At 72.0% G+C, this 18,327-nt stretch carries 14 protein-coding genes and 3 pseudogenes; 8 read left to right on the forward strand and 9 right to left on the reverse strand.

The annotated features are described in order from the left end of the window. Position 1 precedes the first annotated feature (1 nt). The 5 genes from ACFYZB_RS22310 to ACFYZB_RS22330 all read left to right on the forward strand — a co-directional run bounded on the left by ACFYZB_RS22310 (position 2) and on the right by ACFYZB_RS22330 (position 5,109). Positions 2 to 1,336 carry a sulfate adenylyltransferase subunit 1 gene (locus ACFYZB_RS22310; protein WP_388761248.1) on the forward strand — a complete coding sequence of 445 codons (1,335 nt, stop codon included), beginning with the start codon at positions 2 to 4 and terminating at the stop codon, positions 1,334 to 1,336. Between the two features lie 236 nt (positions 1,337 to 1,572). Beyond that, complete coding sequence (locus ACFYZB_RS22315; RefSeq protein WP_351204030.1) at positions 1,573 to 2,682, forward strand: ABC transporter substrate-binding protein; 1,110 nt, start codon at positions 1,573 to 1,575, stop codon at positions 2,680 to 2,682. Positions 2,683 to 2,719: 37 nt separating this feature from the next. Continuing rightward, positions 2,720 to 3,499: an ABC transporter ATP-binding protein gene (locus ACFYZB_RS22320; protein WP_351204028.1), complete on the forward strand. Its 780-nt coding sequence runs from the start codon at positions 2,720 to 2,722 to the stop codon at positions 3,497 to 3,499. Beyond that, complete coding sequence (locus ACFYZB_RS22325; RefSeq protein WP_351204026.1) at positions 3,486 to 4,370, forward strand: ABC transporter permease; 885 nt, start codon at positions 3,486 to 3,488, stop codon at positions 4,368 to 4,370. Before ACFYZB_RS22320 ends, ACFYZB_RS22325 begins: the two co-directional genes overlap by 14 nt. 1 nt (position 4,371) lies before the next feature. After that, positions 4,372 to 5,109, forward strand: a complete 738-nt coding sequence (locus ACFYZB_RS22330; protein ID WP_388761252.1) for a sirohydrochlorin chelatase — start codon at positions 4,372 to 4,374, stop codon at positions 5,107 to 5,109. A gap of 22 nt (positions 5,110 to 5,131) precedes the next feature. On the opposite strand, the gene ACFYZB_RS22335 is transcribed toward ACFYZB_RS22330, so the two are convergent. The 4 genes and pseudogenes from ACFYZB_RS22335 to ACFYZB_RS22350 form a co-directional block, all read right to left on the reverse strand. Further along, complete coding sequence (locus ACFYZB_RS22335; RefSeq protein WP_208898074.1) at positions 5,132 to 5,440, reverse strand: hypothetical protein; 309 nt, start codon at positions 5,438 to 5,440, stop codon at positions 5,132 to 5,134. 597 nt (positions 5,441 to 6,037) lie between these two features. Continuing rightward, a complete protein-coding gene (locus ACFYZB_RS22340) occupies positions 6,038 to 6,673 on the reverse strand; it encodes a DsbA family protein (RefSeq protein ID WP_388761257.1) in 636 nt (211 codons plus the stop codon). Positions 6,674 to 6,728: 55 nt separating this feature from the next. After that, on the reverse strand, positions 6,729 to 7,679 hold the full coding sequence (locus ACFYZB_RS22345; RefSeq protein ID WP_388761260.1) for a sigma-70 family RNA polymerase sigma factor: 951 nt from the start codon (positions 7,677 to 7,679) through the stop codon (positions 6,729 to 6,731). A gap of 63 nt (positions 7,680 to 7,742) precedes the next feature. Beyond that, positions 7,743 to 8,787, reverse strand: a pseudogene (locus ACFYZB_RS22350) (ketopantoate reductase family protein). A gap of 328 nt (positions 8,788 to 9,115) precedes the next feature. Here ACFYZB_RS22350 and ACFYZB_RS22355 point away from each other — a divergent pair. Then, positions 9,116 to 9,979, forward strand: a complete 864-nt coding sequence (locus ACFYZB_RS22355; RefSeq protein ID WP_388761263.1) for a transglutaminase-like domain-containing protein — start codon at positions 9,116 to 9,118, stop codon at positions 9,977 to 9,979. On the opposite strand, the gene ACFYZB_RS22360 is transcribed toward ACFYZB_RS22355, so the two are convergent. Continuing rightward, complete coding sequence (locus tag ACFYZB_RS22360; RefSeq protein WP_388761266.1) at positions 9,945 to 10,496, reverse strand: DUF1697 domain-containing protein; 552 nt, start codon at positions 10,494 to 10,496, stop codon at positions 9,945 to 9,947. The two genes, ACFYZB_RS22355 and ACFYZB_RS22360, sit on opposite strands and share 35 nt — an antisense overlap. A gap of 456 nt (positions 10,497 to 10,952) precedes the next feature. On the opposite strand from ACFYZB_RS22360, the gene ACFYZB_RS22365 reads away from it, so the two are divergent. Further along, positions 10,953 to 13,202: an MMPL family transporter gene (locus tag ACFYZB_RS22365; protein WP_388761269.1), complete on the forward strand. Its 2,250-nt coding sequence runs from the start codon at positions 10,953 to 10,955 to the stop codon at positions 13,200 to 13,202. Positions 13,203 to 13,364: 162 nt separating this feature from the next. Here the strand turns inward: ACFYZB_RS22365 and mgt are convergent. Next, positions 13,365 to 14,613: pseudogene (mgt, locus tag ACFYZB_RS22370) on the reverse strand (macrolide-inactivating glycosyltransferase). 114 nt (positions 14,614 to 14,727) lie between these two features. Here mgt and ACFYZB_RS22375 point away from each other — a divergent pair. Further along, positions 14,728 to 15,591: a phosphotransferase enzyme family protein gene (locus ACFYZB_RS22375; RefSeq protein ID WP_388761272.1), complete on the forward strand. Its 864-nt coding sequence runs from the start codon at positions 14,728 to 14,730 to the stop codon at positions 15,589 to 15,591. A 6-nt stretch (positions 15,592 to 15,597) separates the two neighbouring features. On the opposite strand, the gene ACFYZB_RS22380 is transcribed toward ACFYZB_RS22375, so the two are convergent. The 3 genes and pseudogenes from ACFYZB_RS22380 to ACFYZB_RS22390 form a co-directional block, all read right to left on the reverse strand. Beyond that, positions 15,598 to 16,323, reverse strand: coding sequence for a 3'-5' exonuclease (locus tag ACFYZB_RS22380; RefSeq protein ID WP_351204007.1), 726 nt, complete (start codon positions 16,321 to 16,323; stop codon positions 15,598 to 15,600). 114 nt (positions 16,324 to 16,437) lie between these two features. Continuing rightward, positions 16,438 to 17,676, reverse strand: a complete 1,239-nt coding sequence (locus ACFYZB_RS22385) for an SAV2148 family HEPN domain-containing protein (protein WP_388761275.1) — start codon at positions 17,674 to 17,676, stop codon at positions 16,438 to 16,440. A gap of 115 nt (positions 17,677 to 17,791) precedes the next feature. Continuing rightward, positions 17,792 to 18,199 (reverse strand): annotated as a pseudogene (locus tag ACFYZB_RS22390) (copper amine oxidase); the annotation flags it as partial. Positions 18,200 to 18,327 lie beyond the last annotated feature (128 nt).

Here is an 18,327-nt window from a genome sequence, read left to right on the forward strand (position 1 = left end):
CATGAGCACGACCACGACCGAGGCGCTCTCGGCCACCACGCTGCTGCGGTTCGCCACCGCCGGCTCCGTCGACGACGGCAAGTCCACGCTCGTCGGACGCCTCCTGCACGACTCCAAGTCGGTCCTCGCCGACCAGCTGGAGGCCGTGGAGCGGGCCTCCGCGAGCCGTGGCCAGGACGGCCCGGACCTCGCTCTGCTCACCGACGGCCTGCGCGCCGAGCGCGAGCAGGGCATCACGATCGACGTGGCCTACCGCTACTTCGCCACGCCCCGGCGCCGGTTCATCCTGGCCGACACGCCGGGCCATGTGCAGTACACCCGCAACATGGTCACCGGTGCCTCCACCGCCGAGCTGACCGTGATCCTGGTCGACGCCCGCAACGGCGTGGTCGAGCAGACCCGCCGGCACGCGGCGATCGCGGCCCTGCTGCGGGTCCCGCACGTCGTCCTCGCGGTCAACAAGATGGATCTCGTCGGCTACGAGGAGTCCGTGTTCGCCGCGATCGCCGAGGAGTTCACGGGGTACGCGACCGAACTGGGCGTACCCGAGGTCACCGCGATCCCGATCTCGGCGCTCGCCGGTGACAACGTGGTGGAGCCGAGCGCGAACATGGACTGGTACGGCGGCCCGACCGTGCTGGAACACCTGGAGACCGTGCCGGTCAGCCACGACCTGGCGCACTGCCACGCCCGGCTGCCCGTGCAGTACGTGATCCGGCCGCAGACCGCCGAGCACCCGGACTACCGGGGCTACGCGGGCCAGATCGCGGCGGGCACCTTCCGGGTCGGCGAGGAGGTCACGGTCCTGCCGTCCGGGCGGACGACGCGGATCTCCGGCATCGACCTGCTGGGCGAGCCGGTGGACGTGGCGTGGACGACGCAGTCGGTGACGATCCTGCTCCAGGACGACATCGACGTCTCGCGCGGTGACCTGATCGTGCCGACGAAGGACGCGCCGGCCACCACGCAGGACGTGGAGGCGACCGTCTGCCACGTGGCCGACGCTCCGCTGACCGTCGGCCACCGGGTGCTGCTCAAGCACGGCACCCGCACGGTCAAGGCGATCGTGAAGGACATCCCCTCCCGGCTCACGCTGGACGACCTGTCCCTGCACCCGCACCCGGGACAGCTCGTCGCCAACGACATCGGCCGGGTGAAGATCCGTACCGCCGAGCCACTGCCGGTGGACTCCTACGCCGACTCGCGGCGCACGGGCTCCTTCATCCTGATCGACCCGAGCGACGGAACCACGCTCACCGCGGGCATGGTCGGCGAGTCGTTCGCCACCCCCGAGCCGGTCAAGGACGAGTCCGAAGACGACGGCTGGGACTTCTGATCATGAGGACGACCGACGTCTACTCGACGTTCGCCAAGGAGGGCGGCCGCGTCGGCAGCGGCGCCCTCGGCAGCGGGCAGGGCGGAGTGGCGCGATGTGTGTGCTGACGTACGCGCACTGCCTGCGCGCCCTCACCCCCCACCCGGCGTCGTCCCGGACACGACGAAGACCCTTTGCCGAACTCCCGGCCACGACCTGAGACCGTGACCGCCGGGCCAACGAGAGGAACCCCTCCCGTGCCTGCCAACCGCTCGAAGCTGTTCCGTCGCGGCATAGCCGCGCTCGCCGCCCTTCCCCTGCTCTCGCTCGCCGCCTGCGGTTACGGCTCCGAGTCCAAGAGCGACGACACCGCGAAGGTCGCCGCCGGCGCCAAGAAGATCGACGGACTCGACTCCGTCAAGATCGGGTACTTCGGCAACCTGACGCACGCCACCGCGCTGGTCGCCAACCAGAAGGGCTTCTTCCAGAAGGAGCTGGGCGCCACCAAGGCGGACTACGCCACCTTCAACGCCGGGCCGTCCGAGATCGAGGCCCTCAACTCCGGTTCCATCGACATCGGCTGGATCGGCCCCTCCCCCGCGATCAACGGCTACACCAAGTCGAAGGGCAAGAGCCTGAAGATCATCGGCGGTTCGGCGTCCGGCGGTGTGAAGCTGGTCGTCAACCCGAAGAAGATCTCGTCCCTCAAGGACGTCAAGGGCAAGAGGATCGCCACCCCCCAGCTGGGCAACACGCAGGACGTGGCGTTCCTCAACTGGGCCGCGGAGCAGGGCTGGAAGGTCGACGCGCAGAGCGGCAAGGGTGACGTCACCGTCGTCCGCAGCGACAACAAGGTGACCCCGGACGCCTTCAAGGCCGGGTCGGTCGACGGCGCCTGGGTGCCGGAGCCGACCGCGTCCAAGCTGGTCGCCGAGGGCGGCAAGGTGCTGCTGGACGAGTCGTCGCTGTGGCCGGACAAGAAGTTCGTGATCACGAACATCATCGTGCGGCAGGCCTTCCTGAAGGAGCACCCGAAGGCGGTCGAGGCGGTGCTGAAAGCCTCGGTCGAGGCCAACAAGTGGATCAACGCCAATCCGGAGGCGGCGAAGGCGGCGGCGAACAAGCAGCTGGAGGCGGACTCCGGCAAGGCGCTGCCGGCGAAGGTCCTCGACCCGGCGTGGAAGTCCATCCAGTTCACCGACGACCCGCTGGCCTCCACCCTCGGCACCGAGGCGGCGCACGCGGTCAAGGCCGGCCTGCTGGACAAGCCGGACCTGAAGGGGATCTACGACCTGACGATCCTCAACAAGGTCCTCAAGGCTTCCGGTGACAAGCCGGTCGACGCGGCCGGTCTCGGCACCAGCTGACGCCCCTTCCCGATGAGTTTCCCAGGAGGTGACGACCATGGCCACGACCCTCGCCAAGGCCGCTGAGTCGGTCGAGTACGCCGCACGCCTCGAGCATGTCTCGAAGTCCTTCGCGACACCCGGCGGGCAGCAGCTCGTCCTGGACGACATCAGCCTCGATGTCGCGCCGGGCGAGTTCGTCACCCTCCTGGGAGCCTCGGGCTGCGGCAAGTCCACCCTGCTGAACCTGGTGGCGGGCCTGGACCGGCCCACCGCCGGGTCCATCACCACGGACGGCCGCCCGGCCCTGATGTTCCAGGAGCACGCCCTGTTCCCGTGGCTGACCGCGGGCAAGAACATCGAACTCGCCCTGAAGCTCAGGGGGGTTCCCAAGTCCGAGCGGCGCGACAAGGCCGAGGAGCTGCTCGAACTCGTCCGGCTGAAGGGCGCGCACGGCAAGCGTGTGCACGAACTGTCGGGCGGCATGCGACAGCGGGTGGCGATGGCCCGCGCGCTGGCGCAGGAGAGCAACCTGCTGCTGATGGACGAGCCGTTCGCGGCGCTGGACGCCATCACCCGGGACGTGCTCCACGACGAGCTGACCCGGATCTGGTCGGAGACGGGGCTGTCCGTGCTGTTCGTGACGCACAACGTGCGCGAGGCGGTGCGGCTCGCGCAGCGTGTCGTGCTGCTGTCCTCCCGTCCGGGCCGGGTGGCCCGCCAGTGGGAGGTCGACATTCCGCAGCCGCGCCGCATCGAGGACGCGCCCGTGGCGGAACTGTCCCTGGAGATCACCGAAGTCCTGCGTGGGGAGATCCGCCGCCATGGCCAGCACTGACACGACGACCGCTCCCGAGACCGGGAGCGTGGAAGCGGGCCTCGACGCGCTGGAGACCGCGCAGCCGGGCCGCCCGCCGCTGCGCAAGACCCTGGTCGACAAGGTCCTGCCGCCGATCACCGCGATCGTCGTGGTGCTGGTGGTCTGGCAGGGTCTGATCACCCTGAAGATCGTCGACGATCCGACCAAGCTGCCCACGCCGGGCGCGGTCTGGCACGCCTTCCGCAACGACTGGCTGCAGGGCAAACTGCTCGGCTACATCTGGACATCCGTCTCGCGCGGTCTGCTCGGCTTCTGCTTCGCGCTGGTGATCGGCACCCCGCTGGGTCTGCTGGTGGCGCGGGTGAGGTTCGTGCGCGCGGCCATCGGCCCGATCCTGTCCGGTCTGCAGTCGCTGCCGTCGGTGGCGTGGGTGCCGCCCGCGGTGATCTGGCTGGGCCTGAACAACTCGATGATGTACGCGGTGATCCTGCTCGGTGCCGTGCCGTCCATCGCCAACGGCCTGGTGTCCGGCGTGGACCAGGTGCCGCCGCTGTTCCTGCGGGCGGGCCGCACGATGGGCGCCACGGGCCTGAAGGGCACCTGGCACGTCACCCTGCCGGCCGCACTGCCGGGGTATGTGGCGGGCATGAAGCAGGGCTGGGCCTTCTCCTGGCGCTCCCTGATGGCCGCGGAGATCATCGCCAACTTCCCCGACCTCGGCACGGGCCTCGGCCAGCTGCTGGAGAACGCCCGCACCGCCAGCGACATGGCCATGGTGTTCGAGGCCATCCTGCTCATCCTGTTCGTCGGCATCGCCATCGACCTGCTGATCTTCAGCCCGCTGGAGCGGTGGGTGCTGCGCAGCCGCGGCCTGCTGGTGAGGGGCTGACATGAGTGGGCCGGTTCTCCTCGTCATCGCCCACGGCAGCCGTGATCCGCGGCACGCCGCGACCGTGCACGCCCTCGTGGAGCGGGTAGGGTCGCTGCGGCCGGGGCTGCGTGTGGAGACCGGCTTCCTGGACTTCAACGTGCCGTCCGTGCACGGGGTGCTGGAGTCCCTGGCGGCGGAGGGGGTGCGGGACGTCGTGGCCCTGCCGCTGCTGCTGACCCGCGCCTTCCACGCCAAGGCCGACATCCCCGCCGTGCTGCGGGAGGCGCCGGCCCGGCTGCGGATCCGGCAGGCGGACGTGCTGGGCCCGTCGCCGCTGCTGCTGTCGGCCCTGGAACGGCGGCTGTACGAGGCGGGGCTGACGCCCGCCGACAAGTCCTCGACCGGGGTCGTGCTGGCCTCGGCGGGATCCACCGACCCGGAGGCGATCGCAGTGATCGCTGACATCGCGCGGGAGTGGTGGCACACCGGTTGGTGCGCCGTGCGGCCTGCGTTCGCCTCCGCATCCCTTCCGCGCACCGAGGACGCCGTGCAGGAGCTGCGCGCCCTCGGCTGCGAGCGGGTCGCCGTCGCGCCGTACGTCCTGGCCCCCGGCTTTCTGCCGGACCGCATCGCGCGGGGCGCGGCCGGGGCGGACGTACTGGCGGACGTGCTGGGTCCGGCGCCGGAGGTGGCGCGGGTGCTGCTGGAACGCTACGACGGGGCGCGCCGGCCGGCCCTGACGGCCCTGGGCGCCTGACCGTTCCCCGGCTCCGCCGGACTCACAGGCCGAGCGCCTGCAGCAGGTGCTGGGTGTAGGTGAGGCTGGCGGTGCCCGCGCCCGCCGTGATGGCGACGTTCTCCAGTGCGGTGCGGATCCGGCCCCGGTTGGGCGGCAGGCCGTCCTCCGCGGACAGCGCCAGTTCCGCCTGGATGACCTCTCCGTTCCCGGCGATCCCCGGGTACTCGGCCCGCAGGGCCCCGGTCAGCCGGTCGGCGACGTCCATGAGGGTTTCGAGGTCGGGTGTGCCGTTCCTGGGGTCGATACGGGCGAAATAGGCGGGTGTGTGCCCGAAGTCATAGGTGCTCATGTCCTGTCCTCGCTTGTCGTCCGAAGGAGCCTTCGGGGGTGGGGGGTGGCTACGGCTTCGGCGCGGGCGACCAGGCTGTGGTTGCCGAAGATGAAGGTGCTGAGGCGGCTGACGTTACCGATGGTGCGGGGAGGAACACCGCGCGTGCGGTGCGGTGGACCAGGGTCCGGCCAGCCGCGATACCGCCGATTGGGCTGAAAATCGCCACCCGTCCGGGTGACCGGGGTCCGTTGACCGGGCTGTGGAGGGCACGGGGGGCGTTCCGCCTCCGGGCCGCCTCCGTCACCGTCGTACCGCGGACGTGCCCGTGCTGGTCCGCCCGTCACGCTCATCCGTCCCCTCGCCCCTTCCGGTCGTCCCTCCGGCCGTCTGCGCGCCCCACCCTAGGGACAACGGGACGGGTTTGTCGCGGCGTTCGGCGAGGGCTGGCCTTCGGGTACGGGCCCGTGGTAAGGGGCAGCCGCCGTGGTCCGGCGCTCCCCTGCGACGTCGGACCACGGCGGCTCCTGGACTTCTGCGTCGGCCACGGTCCGTGTGTCACACGAGCGGGCAAGCCGACGCGATCGAGGGACCGTTATCGGCCAACCCGGTTCCTGGTCAGTCGAAGCGGAGGGCGCCGGTGCGGGTGCGCTTGAGTTCGAAGAGGTCGGGGTGTCGGGCCAGCACCCGGAAGCTGTCGAAGAGTTCGGCGGCCTCCTCGCCGCGTGGAACGGCGCGCAGTACGGGGCCGAACCACACCGTGCCGTCGACGTGCAGGGTCGGCGTGCCGACGTAGCCGCCCGTCTCCGGCTCGACGCCGGCCTCGTGACGGCGGCGCACCGCGTCGTCGTACGACGGATCGTGGGCGGCGGCCGACAGGTCGGCGGGCAGCCCGAGTTCGGCCAGGGACTCGGCGACCACCCGGTCGAAGTCCTCGATCCGGCCTTCGTGGATCCGGGTGCCGAACGCGGTGTACAGGTCGCGCAGCACCTTGTCGCCGTGCCGTTCGGCGGCGGCCACGGCGACCCGCACCGGGCCGATCGAGCGGTCCACCAGGTCCCGGTACCAGTCGGGGAGTTCGTTGCCCGTGTTGTGCAGGTACAGGCTCATCACCCGGAACCGGAGGTCGAGCGGGCGCAGGCGCTCGACCTCCAGCAGCCAGCGGGAGGTGATCCAGGCGAAGGGGCAGGCCGGGTCGAAGAAGAAGTCGACCCGGGTCGGGGCGGGCTCGGTGGCGGTGTCGCGGTAGGTCATGGCAGCGACGCTAGTGCCCCATTGGTTCAGTGTCCCGGCCCAATCCGCTCTCGATTCATTGGTCCAGTTCTTCGATGCCACCCCCGGTGCCGGTCCGCGCCGGGTCCACCACCGCGATCTCGGTGGCGTGCAGGCGTTCCGGTTCCGCCACGACGTCGATCCGGGTGATCCGGGCGTCCGCTCCGAAGGCGAAGGCCAGCACCAGGCGGGGCCGCCCCCGCTCCGCCATGACCAGGCCGAACTCGCCGTCCAGCAGAGCGAGTCCGGTGAGCCGAGCGCGGGCCATCGCGGCCATCGCGCCGTGGGCGACGGGCTCGGCGCCCCGCACGGTGATCGGCTCGGGTGTGGGTACGACCAGCGCGTCGGCGTGCAGCACCACGTCAGGGTGGAGCAGCGCGACCAGGGCCGTGAAGTCTCCGCCGCGGGTGGCGGCCAGGAACGCCTCGACGGCCCGGCGACGGCGTACGGCGTCGGCGGCGGGCGCGGCCGGCCGGCCCTGGACCCGGCGGCGGGCCCTGCTGGCGAGCTGCCGGGTGGCGGCGGGGGTCTTCTCGATCAGCGGGGCGATGTCCTCGAAGGGCACGGCGAACATGTCGTGCAGCACGAAGGCGACCCGCTCGGCCGGGCCGAGGGTGTCGAGGACGACCAGCAGCGCGACCCCGACCTGGTCGGCGAGCAGCGCCTCCCGGGCGGGGTCGCCGGCCACGGCGGAGAGCGCCGGGGTGTCGTGGGCGCCGTCGCGGGCATCGAGGAAGTCCTCACGCCGGTTGCGGCGGGCCCGCAGCAGGTTGAGGCAGACCCGGGTGACCACGGTGGTCAGCCAGCCGGTGAGGTTCTGCACCGCGTCCAGATCGGCCTGCCGGGCCCGCAGCCAGGCCTCCTGCAGCGCGTCATCGGCCTCGGCGGCCGAGCCGAGCAGCCGCTGCGCCACGGCCGTGAGATGCGCCCGGTCCGCCTCGAACCGCTCCGCGAGCCGCCGCCCGGCGTCCCGCGTGATGTCGTCCACCGTTTCCCCGCCCCCTCGATACGTACGGTCCGCGCCCTGCGCAACGCCGAACCGGTCGGAACGTCAACTGCCCCGCGGCCCAAAGACATCGGCCGGCACCGACCGCCCGGCCGCATCGGCCAACCGCACCAGTTCCGCAAGCGGCATCGACCCGGCGCCCCGCCGCTCCCGCGCGAACCGGCCCGCGAGCCACTGGAGGAGTTCGTTGAGCGGGGTCGGTACGCCGTGCAGCCGGCCGAGGAGCGCGATCTCCCCGTTGAGGTAGTCGGCCTCGATGGTGCCGGTGCCCCGGGCGAGGGACTGCCAGGAGGAACCGCCGCCGCGCGTGACCCCGTCCAGCGGCACCAGGGTGACCTTGTCGCCGCGGGCCGCGACCTGCTCGTCCTGGCTCGTGCGAGCGATCCCGGCGGCGTCGAGGACGGCCTCCCCCTCGGCCCGCACCCGCGCGTACAGCGCCAGGGCGGCCTCGGTGTCGCGGGTCCCGGTCAGCGCCTCGATGGCGTTGCTGAGGTTCGCGAGCAGCTTGGCGTACTGCCAGCGGGCCACGTCGGGCACGACCGGCGCCTCGAAGTGCGCGTCCGCCAGGTCGGCGGCGATCCGGTGGGCGGTGTCGTCGGTGCCGTGCGGCAGCCGGCCGAGGTGCAGGATGCCGCTGAGCGGGCGGCCGGGCGCGGATACGACGCCGGGCTCCACGAAGGTCGAGGGCAGCCAGACGCAGACGCCGTACACGTGCCGGAAGCGGCGCAGGGCCAGCCGGCCGCTCTCCACGCCGTTCTGCAGACACACGAGCGGCAGTCGCTCGGCGGCCGTTCCGCCGCCCGCGACGGGCGCCCCGGCCCAGGTCTCCAGGGCGGCCACCACGTCCTGCGTCTTCACGGCGAGCACGAGGACGTCGTCGGCGCGCAGTTCGCCGAGCGGTCCGGGTCCGTCGACGGCGGGCAGCCGGTGTGTCGACTCCCCTTCCGGCACCCGCAGTCGCAGCCCGTGCTCCGCCAGCGCCGCGAGATGCTTCCCCCCGTGCGACGAGGACGACCTCACGCCCGGCCTGGGCCAGCCGCCCGCCCACGGTCCCGCCGACCGCTCCGGCCCCGATGATGATGTAGCGCATGGACAGAGCCTCGCACACGCGTACGTGCCATCCGCCGCCAACGTCCACTAGGCCCTGTCGTCAAACTCCCGTCGTCCGCCCGAAGGGCGGGCCCTGCGGCGTCAGGTGCGTGCTCTGGGGGTCCCCCCGGCCGAAGGCTGGGGGAGTGCCGGGCCCTGGCCCTCGTACTGGACGTACTCGGGCCCGGGCCCGGTGCGGCGAGAGTGCGTGCATGGCGTCGCGGGGCTGGGGGCACCTCCCGGCCGAAGGCTGGGGGAGGGAGTTTGACGACAGGGCCTAGGTGCGCGTGCTTGACCTTGCCCCTGGGGCAGGGCGAAGCGTGCGGGGCATGGACGACTTCTACCTGCGGCAGACGCCGTACAGCGATCCGGGCGACCTGGACGTCGCCGGCCTGCCCCGGGATCCGCGCCGGCTCACCGCGCTGGTGCGCGGGCTGCTCCTGCACCGGCTGGAGGGCGAGCGCTTCGGGTGTGCCATCCCCGAGGAGCGGCTGCACCACGACGCCGAGTCCCGGTACGTCACGGAGATCCTGCACCTCCTGCGCGAGCGCGGCAGCGGCCCGCTCACCGGGGAACGGCCGTACGACCAGCGATTCGTCGGCACCTGCCGGGACTTCGCGCTCCTGCTGTGCTCCCTGCTGCGCGCGACGGGCACCCCGGCCCGCGTCCGGGGCGGGTACGCCACCTACTTCGTCACCGGCTTCCACGACGAGCACTGGGTGACCGAATACCAACTCCCCGACGGATCATGGTTGTTGGCCGATCCGCAGGTCCACGACGACCGCTACGGCGTGCCGTTCGACCCGCTGGACGTACCTCGGGACCGGTTCGTCGTCGCCGGGCAGGCGTGGCGGGCCTGCCGGGCCGGGGAGGCGGACCCGGACACCTTCGGGGTCTGGGTCGAGCCGGGTCTGCGCGGCCTGGAACCGGTGGCCCACAGCATCGTACTGGACCTGGCCGCGCTGACCGGCACCGAGCCGCTGCCCTGGGACGACTGGGGTCCGTGGGACGGGCGCCTCACCGAGGCCGACCTCGCGCTGCTCGACACGGTGGCCGCGGCCGGCACCACCGAGGAGCTGGGCCGCCTGAGCGCCGACCCGCGGCTGGCCGTACCCCGCGAGATCCTGTCGCACGCGCCGTTCCTCGGTCCGCGGTCCGTCACGCTCCCGGAGCCGTCAACTCGACCAGCTTGAGCACGGTGTTCCAGTTCCGGCTCGTGGCGATCAGTCCCTTGGTCAGGCGCGGGCGGGACAGGGCCTCGGCCAGCTTGGAGCGGCCGAGGCCCTCGGGGGCGTACAGGTACAGGCAGCGGTCGCCGAGGCGGAACTCCTCGGGGAGGTACGCGGCGGCGTCGATGCCGGCGTAGCGGTCCGGGGCGGCCGGTGCGGAGAAGTACGTGACGTGCAGCTGCTTGGGCTGCAGCTCGGCGGCCGGGAACGGGCAGGCCTCGGCGACCGCCGCCAGATACGCGTGGTCGCGCACGATCACGTCGACCGCGAAGCCGAACCGCTCCTCGATCGCCCGGCTCAACTCCGCCGCCAGCGACTCCTCGTCGCCCTGGTCGGCGGTGAACACGGCCTGGCCGCTCTGCAGATGGGTCCGTACGCCGGTGTGGCCGAGGCCGCTCAGCAGCGTACGGAGGTCGGCCATCGGCAACTTCCTGCTGCCGCCGACGTTGATTCCGCGCAACAGCGCCGCGTAGGTCGTCATCCGGCCAGCGTAGAGCGGCCGTCGTGCCCCGTGGGGGTGGGCACGACGGCCGGGCCCGCGCAGGGCGGGGCTGCGCGAAACTCTCGCCGATCGGCGGGTGGTGGATCAACCTCTACACGCAGCTGTGACTTGTTCAACAAGGTTTCGTAATCACAAACCGCCGCGCCGACGGCAGAACGGACAACCCATGTCCGACCGCCGGCGGCCTACGGCCTACAACCTGCGCGACAGGCCGCGGAACAGGTTGCGGAACAGGCTGTCGAACCCCGAGACATGCCCCCGAGATGCGCGGATAGGTGTAAGGGGCCGCTGTCCTCCCCAGTGCTGACCGGTGGGTCACCGAGTTCACCGGGCAGCACGACGAGACGCGTTGATCCGGCTCATACGGTCATACCGGAGCAAGCGCAGAGGTGGCGGCAGGGGGCCGCCACCGCACACGAGGGGGTAAGACCCGCGATGGGGAAAAGGGACGTGCCGGTGCGGGGGCTGGCCGCCCGCGCCGGCGGCTGGAGCGCCCGGCACCGCTGGGCGGCCGTGGGCATATGGGTGCTGTTCGTCGTGCTGGCCATGGGGCTGGGCTCGGCGGCGGGCCGGGTCGACGTCGACGAGAACAACCAGCTCAAGGGCGAGACGCACACCGCCGCCCGGATCATCGACGACGCGGGGATCAAGGAGCCGGCCGGCGAGACGGTCCTGATCCAGTCCAAGGACGCTTCGGTCACGGCGACCGGCGCCGGGTTCCGGGGCGCCGTCGCCGACGTGGTGAAGGCCGTCGAGGGCACCGGGAAGGTCACGGCCGTGACCTCGCCCTACGACACGCACACCATCTCCCGGGACGGCCGCAGCGCGCTGGTGCAGTTCGACATGCGCGGTGACGCCAAGACGGCCGTGGACCGGGTCGAGCCGGTGCTGAACGCGGTCGCCGGGGTGCAGAAGGCGCACGGCGGCCTGCGGATCGAGGAGATCGGCGGCGCCAGCATGCAGAAGCAGTACAAGGACGCCTTCGGGGACGACTTCAAGCAGGCCGAGTACTCCGCGGTGCCGGTGGCCCTCGGCATCCTGCTGATCGCCTTCGGGGCGCTGGTGGCGGCGCTGCTGCCGGTGGCCCTCGCGATCACCGCGATCATGGCGACGATGGGCCTGATGGGCCTCGTCAGCCATCTGCAGCCGATGAGCGACACCGCCAACTCCGTGATGCTGCTGGTCGGTATGGCCGTCGGTGTCGACTACTGCCTGTTCTATCTCCGCCGTGAGCGCGAGGAGCGGGAGGCCGGGCGGGACCCGGGAGCCGCTCTGCGGACCGCGGCCGCCACCAGTGGCCGGGCGGTCATCGTCTCCGGCGTCACGGTGTGCGTCGCGATGGCGGGCATGCTCTTCACCGGGCTCGCCCAGTTCGAGGCGATGGGTCTGGCCTCGCTGATGGTGGTCGCGGTGGCCATGGTCGGTTCGGTGACGGTGCTGCCGGCGCTGTTGTCGCTGCTCGGGGAGCGGGTGGAGAGGGGGAAGATCCCGTTCCTGGGCCGCCGCGACCGGAGCCGGAAGCGGGCCGCGGGCGAGGGCAGCCGGGTGTGGACCGTCGTCCTGCGCGCGGTGCTGGCCAGGCCGCTGGTCTCCGTCGTCCTGGCCGCCGGTGCGCTGCTGGCGGTGGCCGCGCCCGCGCTCGGCATGAAGACCCAACAGCTCACCCTGGACCAGGAGTTCGGCAAGTCGCTGCCGATCGTGCAGACGTACGACCGGATCAACGACGCCTTCCCGGGCGGCAGTGAGCCGGCTCAGGTCGTCGTCAAGGCCAAGGACATCAACGCGCCCGAGGTACGGCAGGCGCTGGCCGACTTCAAGCGGCAGGCGATCGCCTCGGGCGCCTCGCGCGGCCCGGTCGACATCCGGCTGCACGAGGCGCAGAACGTCGCCCTGGTCTCCGTACCGCTGGTCGGTGGCTCGGACATGGACCGGGCGGTCAAGAGCCTGGACAAGCTGCGCGACGAGGTGCGGCCCGCCACGCTCGGCAGGGTGGACGGCGTGCAGGCCCCGATCACCGGACAGGTGGCCGGCAACCACGACTTCAACGACCAGCTGCTCGGTTCCGTCGTCCCGGTCTTCGCGTTCGTGATCGTGTTCGCCTTCCTGCTGATGCTGCTGTCGTTCCGCTCGCTGACCGTCGCGATCACCTCGATCGTGCTCAACCTGCTGTCGGTCGGCGCCGCGTACGGGGTCCTCGTCGCGGTCTTCCAGCACGGCTGGGGTGCCTCGCTGGTGGGCGCCGAGGGCGTCGGCGCGATCGTGACGTGGCTGCCGCTGTTCCTGTTCGTGATCCTGTTCGGGCTGTCGATGGACTACCACGTGTTCGTGGTGTCCCGGATCCGCGAGGCCCATGTGAACGGCCGTACGACGAAGGACGCGATCCGGCACGGCGTGGTGACCACGGCCGGTGTCGTCACCAGCGCCGCGGTCATCATGGTCGCCGTGTTCGCCATCTTCGGCACGCTGTCGATGCAGTCCATGAAGCAGATGGGCGTGGGGCTGGCCGCGGCGGTCCTCATCGACGCGACGGTCATCCGCGGAGTGCTGCTGCCGGCGGTGATGGCCCTGCTCGGCGAGCGCAACTGGTACCTGCCGAAGTGGCTGCACCGCTTGCCCGACCTCACCCATGACGAGGCACCGGTCGCCTCGCACCCGGCGCGCGAGGAGGAACGGCTGCCGGTGTGATCCGGCGCCCACCCGGCAGCGGCCGGCACCCGCACAGCTGCCGGCAGTCGTGCCTTCCCCACCGCCCGAGGCCGAGGGTGGGGGAGGCACGCACCTGTACCCGAGCAGCGCTCGGGCCGGCCGGCACCAGCACACGGCGCCGTGAAACGCGGGGCAGGTGACCTACTCGCCCGCGCAGCACCGCAGTTCCGCCTCGATCAGGTCCGCCGCCCGTCGCGTGCCGCCCTCCTCGGCCATCTCCGCCTGGATCTCCTTCAGGCGTCGGGCCACCTCCGGATCGGCCACCAGGGTGAGCGCGGTCTCACGGAGGCGGTCGGCGGTGGCCTCCTCGGTGGCCAGGCGGTGGGCGACCCCGAGGGCCTGGAGCACGTCGGCGTTGCCGAACTGGTCGACGGCCTGCGGTACGGCGATCATCGGCGTGGCGGTGGCGAGCCCCTCCTGGCTGCCGCCCGCACCCGCGTGTGTGACGAACAGGTCGGCCTGCTTGAGGATCGCCAACTGCGGTACCCAGCTGTGCACTTCGACGTTGCCCGGTACGTCGCCCAGGTCGGCCGGGCTCACATGCCGGCCGACCTGGAGGACCAGGTGCCACCCGGGCAGGTTGCCGAAGGCGCGCACGCACTCCCGGTAGAACCCGGGTTGCTTGGTGAAGGCCGAGCCGAGGGACACCAGCACGACCTTCTCGGCGCCGGCCGGCCGCCGCCAGTGGCCCTGGTCGGCGCGGTCGCCCTGGCAGGCGCCGACGAAGGTGTACACACGTTCGTCGACCCGGTCGGCGTGCGGCTGCAGCGCCTTCGGGATGAGGACGAGCGAGCGGGCGGGGCGGCCGGCGAAGGGATCCGGGTGCCGGGCGATCCCGTTCTCCGCCAGCCACCCCTGGAACTTGGCGTAGTACGCCTGCCCGCGCGGGGTCTTCCTCGGCTCCGCCCACATCGGCTCGGCCACCTCCGCCTCGTAGCCCTCCCAGGCGACGAGGTTCGGGGAGAGGGAGATCGCCGGGACGCCCCAGCGGTGGGCGAGGACGCGGGCCGGGTAGGAGGCGATGTCGTGCAGCACGAGGTCGGGCTCGTCGCCCGCGTAGGCCTCGATGAGCTGCGGAAGCGCCTGGATCGCGTCGTCCAGGAACGGTTCCACGTTGTCCAGCAGCGTGCTCCCCCAGGCCTCCGGGTCGGCGTCGGGTCCGGGCAGCGTGGAGGTGTACGGCACGGGGCGGGCCCCGGTGGCGGCCACCTTCTCGGCGAACACCGGCGGAATGGCGTACGTGACCCGGTGGCCCCGGGCCACGAGTTCGCGGATCACCTCCAGGCTGGGGTTCACATGGCCGTGCAAGGCGACGGAGAACATGGCGATATGGGCGGGCGTGGGCATGGTGTCGAGGATAGGCGAGACGATACGTCTCGTTCCAAGCGATTTTCCGCTCCCCCGATGGCGGGAAGGAACCGCGCACACCACCCGACCTGTGCCAATGCGAGACTGGCCGGAGAGACGGCACGGGACGACGCGGACGACGCGGCACGGAGGCACGATGGACGAGGCACGGGCACGGGACGTACTGGCCGCGGCGGGAGTGCTGCCCGGCCCGGCCCGGGACGCGGCCCTCCTCGCCCTCGGCGAGAACGCCGTGTTCGCCGCCGGTGACCTGGTGGTGAAGGTCGGCCGCGACGCCGAGCTGCTCGAACGGGCCCGGCGCGAGCTGGACATCGCCGGCTGGCTGGCCGAGGCGGGCGTGCTGGCGGTACGGGCGGCGGAGCCGAAGCCGCGGCTGGTCGAGGGCCACCCGGTGACCGTGTGGCACCGGCTGCCCGACCCGGTACGCCCCGCCGAACCCCGGGATCTGGCACGGTTGCTGCGGATGGTGCACGCACTTGCCTCTCCTCCCTTCGCTCTGCCGCCCCGTGAACTGCTGGGCGGGGTGGAGCGCTGGCTGCGGCTCGCGGGCGACGCGATCGACCCCGCGGACGCGGCCTATCTCCGGTCGCGCCGGGACGGGTTCGCGGCGGCCGCGGCCGCACTGACGCCCCATCTGCCGCCCGGCCCGATCCACGGGGACGCACTGCCCCGCAATGTGCACATCGGGCCGGACGGGCCGGTCCTGGTCGACCTGGAGACCTTCTCGGCCGACCTGCGCGAGCACGACCTGGTGGTCATGGCGCTCTCCCGGGACCGGTACGGGCTGCCGGCCGAGGGGTACGACTCCTTCACCGCGGCGTACGGGTGGGACGTACGGGAGTGGCAGGGCTGTGGTGTGCTCCGCGGGGCCCGGGAGACGGCCAGCTGTGCCTGGGTGGCCCAGCACGCGCCGAGCAACCCCAAGGCGCTGGCCGAGTTCCGGCGGCGGGTCGCATCGCTGCGGGACGGGGACGAGACCGTCCGCTGGTACCCGTTCTGACGGCAGCTAGGCGGACTGTGTCGCCGCCAACTCCCGCAGCGGCCACGCCCCGTCCACCACCGCCCCCGCATCCCCCTTGCGGCGCAGGAACGCCTGGAAGTCCGCCGCCCACTCCGCATACCACTGGATCTGGCGCTGGTGGAGTTCGGCGGCGCCCAGGGCCGCGATCTTCGGGTGGCGGTCGGCTATCGCGGAGGCGAGTCGCGCTGCGGCGAGGGCGTCGGCCGGGGCCGTGTGGGCCGCGTCGAGGGGTATGCCGTACTCGGCGCAGACTGCTTCCAGGTTCCGTTTGCCGCGGCGGTGGCGGTCGACCCAGCGGTCGATGGTGTAGGGGTCGATGACCGGGGCCGGGGCCGGGCCGCCCAGGCGGTCGGCGAGGGACGGCAGGGCGTGGCGGCGCAGTTCGGCGGAGAGCAGGGTGAGGTCGAAGGCGGCGTTGTAGGCGACGACCGGGACGCCCGTCTTCCAGTACCCCACCAGGACGTCGGCGATGGAGTCGGCCACCCGGTCGGCCGGGTGGCCCTCGGCCGTCGCCCGCTCGTTGCTGATGCCGTGCACCGCCACCGCGTCCGCCGGGATCTCCACGCCCGGATCGGCCAGCCACTCCCTGCGTCCCATGGGCTCACCGGCCCTGACCTCGATCACCGCGCCGGTGACGATGCGCGCCTCGCGCGGATCGGTCCCGGTCGTCTCCAGGTCGAAGCCGATCAGCAGCTCCCGGTGCCAGCCCATGGGCGGCCCCCCTTCTTGGTGGTGCTTTCCCCCAGTGGCCTCCACCATCGCACGCGGCACTGACAATCCGAGGACCGCGTTCCGCCTGCACCGGCGGACGGTTCAGGGCACGGCTCAGGACACCGGGCGCGAATCCGCCCAAGCCTGCTCGAACTCCTCGCGGTATGTCGGAAAGAGTCCTGCTTCACCCACGTCACCCGACTTGACCAGCTTGCCGCCGTTGCGCAGCACCAGCACCGGGGACTCCATCCCGCGCGCCCCGCGCAGATAGGACTGCACCACGGCGATGCCGTCGGCGCCGTCGCCGTCCACCAGGTAGGCGGTGAAGCGCGGTGTCTCGTCGTAGACCTGGATCTCGAAGGCGCCCGGGTCGCGCAGCCGGGAGCGGACCCGGCGCATGTGCAGGATGTTCATCTCGACGGAGCGGCTCAGTTCGCCCCGTTTCATCCCGAGTTCGCGCTCGCGGCGCTTGACCGAGCTGGAGGCCGGGTTGAGGAAGAGCAGCCGTACCCGGCAGCCCGTCTCGGCGAGCCGGACCAGACGGCGGCCGGAGAAGTTCTGCACGAGCAGGTTGAGGCCGATGCCGATGGCGTCGAGGCGGCGGGCGCCGCCGAAGAGGTCCTCGGCGGGGAACTGGCGCATCAGCCGCACCCGGTCGGAGTGGACGGCGACGACGTCGGCGTACCGGTCACCGACCAGGTCCTCGACCGCGTCCACGGGCAGCCGGCGCGCGGAGGGCACGTCACCGCCGGCGCCGAGCGTCTCCAGCAGCCGGGCGGAGGCGCGCTCGGCCTGGTTCAGGACCGCCTCGGACAGCGCCCGGTTGCGGGAGACGACGTTGCGGGTCACCTCCAGCTCGTCCAGGGCGAGTTCGAGGTCGCGGCGCTCGTCGAAGTACGGCTCGAAGCACGGCCAGTGCTGCACCATCAGTTCGCGCAGCTGGGGCAGGGTGAGGAAGCTGAGCACGTTGTCGTCGGCCGGGTCGAGCAGGTAGCCCTTGCGGCGGCTGACCTCGCGGACGGCGACCGCGCGCTGCACCCACTCCTGTCCGGCCGGACCGGCCGCGGCGACCACCCAGTCGTCCCCGTGGACGGGTTCGTAGATCGGGCGCAGGACAGCAGCCACGACCGCGCGCAGCCGCTGCTCGACGAGGTTCAGCCAGATGTAGGCCCGGCCGGCCCGCTGGGCGCGGGTGCGCACCTCGCGCCAGGCGTCGGCGTCCCAGTCCAGCTCCGGCCCGATGGACCCCGCGTCCATCGGGCGGGCCAGGGACACCGCGCCGGGCGGGACGTCTGTGGAGTTCCCCTCGTGACCCTCGTCACCAGGGGGCAGCTCCAGGCCTCCCGAGCCCACCCGTGCACCGCCTTCCGATCCCCGGGCCTTTCCCGTCTCAACGATCAAGGAAGGGTACTCCGCGAGAGGTGGGCGGTGCAGCCGGATGGACAGGTCGGTTTCTCAACTGCTTTCCTCAACTACGCGGCTGCCCATGGCCGTTCTGTCGTGCCAGGTCACGCGGAGTGAGCGGATTCATAGCGGTCACCTCCCGGGGGACGAGGGCGAAGCCCTGCCAGTGCACCGGCATCGGCTGCTGGTCCTCGTCCCGCGCGATGCGGTGGAAACCGACGTTCACCCAGATCACCGGGTGGGTCAGGGTCTGTCCGCCCACCCACTGGTCGACGGATGCCAGGTGCCCGCGGCCGCACGTCGGGGTGTTGCCGGCGACCAGTTCGCAGGGGTGGTACTCGGTGACGTAGAGGTCGTCCTTGTTCCCGCCGGCCGCGCTGACCACCCGCCACGTGCGGTAGTCCGTCAGGTGGCCGTTGACCGTGGCCGCCCTGGCCGCCCGGTTCACGGGAGTACGTGTTGCCCCACTGGTTCGGCACACAGCGGGTACGAGAGCCACCGTGCGGCCTGGTCTGTGGGTAAGAGGGACGCAAGAGACTGGAGGTTCCGTCAATTCGCGGCGACTCGGGGCCCGACGCGGCCCCGCGGCGGTGGCACACC

It is taken from the genome of Streptomyces sp. NPDC001852 (assembly GCF_042891825.1).
In the GTDB taxonomy this organism is placed as follows: Bacteria; Actinomycetota; Actinomycetes; order Streptomycetales; family Streptomycetaceae; genus Streptomyces.